Genomic DNA, 2,151 nt, shown 5'->3' with positions numbered 1-2,151 from the left:
GACGGCCATGCAGAATGGGCGACAAAGGCTTATAGATCAGGAAGCAGATAGCCGCGTTGAGCAACCCTTTTACCAGTGTGAACGGCATGTTGAACACCAGCAGGCATTCCATCAGGCCGTTGGTACCGGGCCGCAGTTCCTGGTAAGCCGCAATGATGGCATCGATACCGCCGAACATAGCCGCATACACCGGGTAGCTGAGGAAGTAGTTGACAGGCACGCTGACCACGGCCATGACAACGGCACCCACCAGCGCAGCGATTACAGCGCCTTTGCGGGTCTTATGGAAACGATAGATCAGGCCTGCCGTGCCCACAAAAGACGCACCGATGAGAAAATTGCACAATTCACCGATGCCGCCGGTAGAACCATGGAAGATCACGTTCAGAATGTTTTTAACAAGGCAGACGGCAATGCCGTACAGGGGCCCCAGGCTGAAGGAAGCCAGCAAGGCGGGCAGTTCCGAAACATCCATCTTGACGAAAGAAGGGATCACCATGGGCAGGCTGAAATCCAGAAACATCAGGATGGTAGCCACAGCGCAAAGCATGGCGGTGACGGTGAGTTCACGAATACGAGTGTGTGTGTTGGTCATGAGAATAATCCTCCCGAAAATAATCTGCGAAAGCCGGTTTATGTGATAAAAATTGCGGGAGGCTGGTTATGCTTGCTGCCGGCAAACAAAACGCCCCGTTGCCGCATGAATACAGCAACAGGGCGAAAAAAGCATAGCAAACAGCTTTCCGTTTCTTTCATCCGGACTATACCGTCGGCCCCGGAATCACACCGGATCAGCGGCTGCCATGGCAGCCGGTCGCGGGCTTACGGTTAAAACCGTTCACCGCCGGTGGGGAATTGCACCCCGCCCTGAAACAGACTTTCTACTTGCATAGTATACCACAGGTTTTACAAAATGCAAGTGGGTATGCTATAATGTTTTTGTTCGCAGACCTTTCGTTTTGGGAGAAACTATTATGAAGGAATTCACTTTCGACCTTTTGTTTCAGCTGCTGCCCACGGTTTTACTGATTCTGGGCGCACTGGTTTTGCCCATTGTATATACCCGTGTCATCCGCCGTGTTCTTGACAGCCTGAACGGGCATCTGACCCAGTGGCTGTATATTCTGTTTGACAGCTATGTGCAGCCCACCGCGCTGATCCTGCGCTCGCTTTTGCTGTATCTGGCCTTTGCGGTGGTCCCCTTCACCTTCAATGACGCCGCCTATTCGACCATTCTGCGGTTGTTGTTTGATCTTGCCTTCACGTTCCTGATCGGCTTGGGTGCATGGCGTTCTGCTCCCATTTGCCGTTTGCTGCTGCGCAGTGCTCAGAATAAGCTGGACCTGAACACCAACAATACCATGGGCCGCTTTTTTGAAAACATATTCCGGGCCATGGTTGGCGTCTTTACCGGGATCGCACTGCTGGACCGCCTTGGCGTTCCCGTTGCAGGTCTGCTGACCGGTGCCGGTGTTGCAGGCCTTGCCATTTCGCTGGCTGCCCAGTCCACCCTTTCCAACCTGATTGCGGGGATTACGCTGGTTCTGGAGCACCCCTTTGGCATCGGCGACTATGTGATCCTGGGTTCCTCGGAAGGAACCGTTGAAGATATCTCCTTCCGGTCCACCCGCATCCGCACCACGGATAATGTCGCTGTGACCATCGAAAACTCCAAAGTCTGCTCGGAATACATTCAGAACTGCAACCAGCGCAGCAGCCGTTTGTGGCAATTTACTCTGGGATTGACCTACAGCACCTCCCGGGAGCAGCTGACCCAGCTGTGCCACGACCTCAGCGAAATGCTGAAGGCCCAGCCCACGGTGCGCCCCGAAACCGTTACTGTTACCGTGGACAAGTTCAATGATTACAGCATTGATATTCTGGTACGCCTTTACATGACCACCCTGCCCTATGGCGACTTTCTGCAAGAGAAAAGCCGCCTGAACCTGGAGATTATGCAGATGGTCAGCCAGTCTGGCTGTGACTTTGCCTTCCCCACCACCACGTTGGATATGCCAGAGCAAAAGTGATTTTATGGAATCAAAACCACCCGTTGAACGGGTGGTTTGAACAGGCCCTATAAGGGCCTATCTCCTGTGGTCGCTCCCTAAAGGGAGCCCTGAAAAGTCTGGCAACCACACTTTTACCACG

The 2,151-nt window shown here is 53.5% G+C and carries 2 protein-coding genes and 1 riboswitch; of the genes, one reads left to right on the top strand and one right to left on the bottom strand.

What is annotated here, in order from left to right:
- On the bottom strand, positions 1 to 595 hold a 595-nt coding region (locus H6B10_RS14160), incomplete at its 3' end, for an ECF transporter S component (protein ID WP_204652189.1).
- A gap of 145 nt (positions 596 to 740) precedes the next feature.
- A riboswitch (FMN riboswitch) is annotated at positions 741 to 879 on the bottom strand.
- Positions 880 to 974: 95 nt separating this feature from the next.
- Here H6B10_RS14160 and H6B10_RS14155 point away from each other — a divergent pair.
- Complete coding sequence (locus H6B10_RS14155) at positions 975 to 2,030, top strand: mechanosensitive ion channel family protein (protein ID WP_204652188.1); 1,056 nt, start codon at positions 975 to 977, stop codon at positions 2,028 to 2,030.
- Positions 2,031 to 2,151 lie beyond the last annotated feature (121 nt).

It is taken from the genome of Gemmiger formicilis, assembly GCF_016901605.1.
Taxonomy (GTDB): domain Bacteria; phylum Bacillota; class Clostridia; order Oscillospirales; family Ruminococcaceae; genus Gemmiger; species Gemmiger formicilis_B.
Note: the sequence above shows the minus strand (reverse complement) of the source record. Positions and strands in the feature narration are given on the sequence as shown.

What these genes read in the sequence shown, in the direction of transcription:
- H6B10_RS14155 (WP_204652188.1), top strand. Translation starts at nt 975, where the DNA reads ATGAAGGAATTCACTTTCGACCTTTTGTTTCAGCTGCTGCCCACGGTT.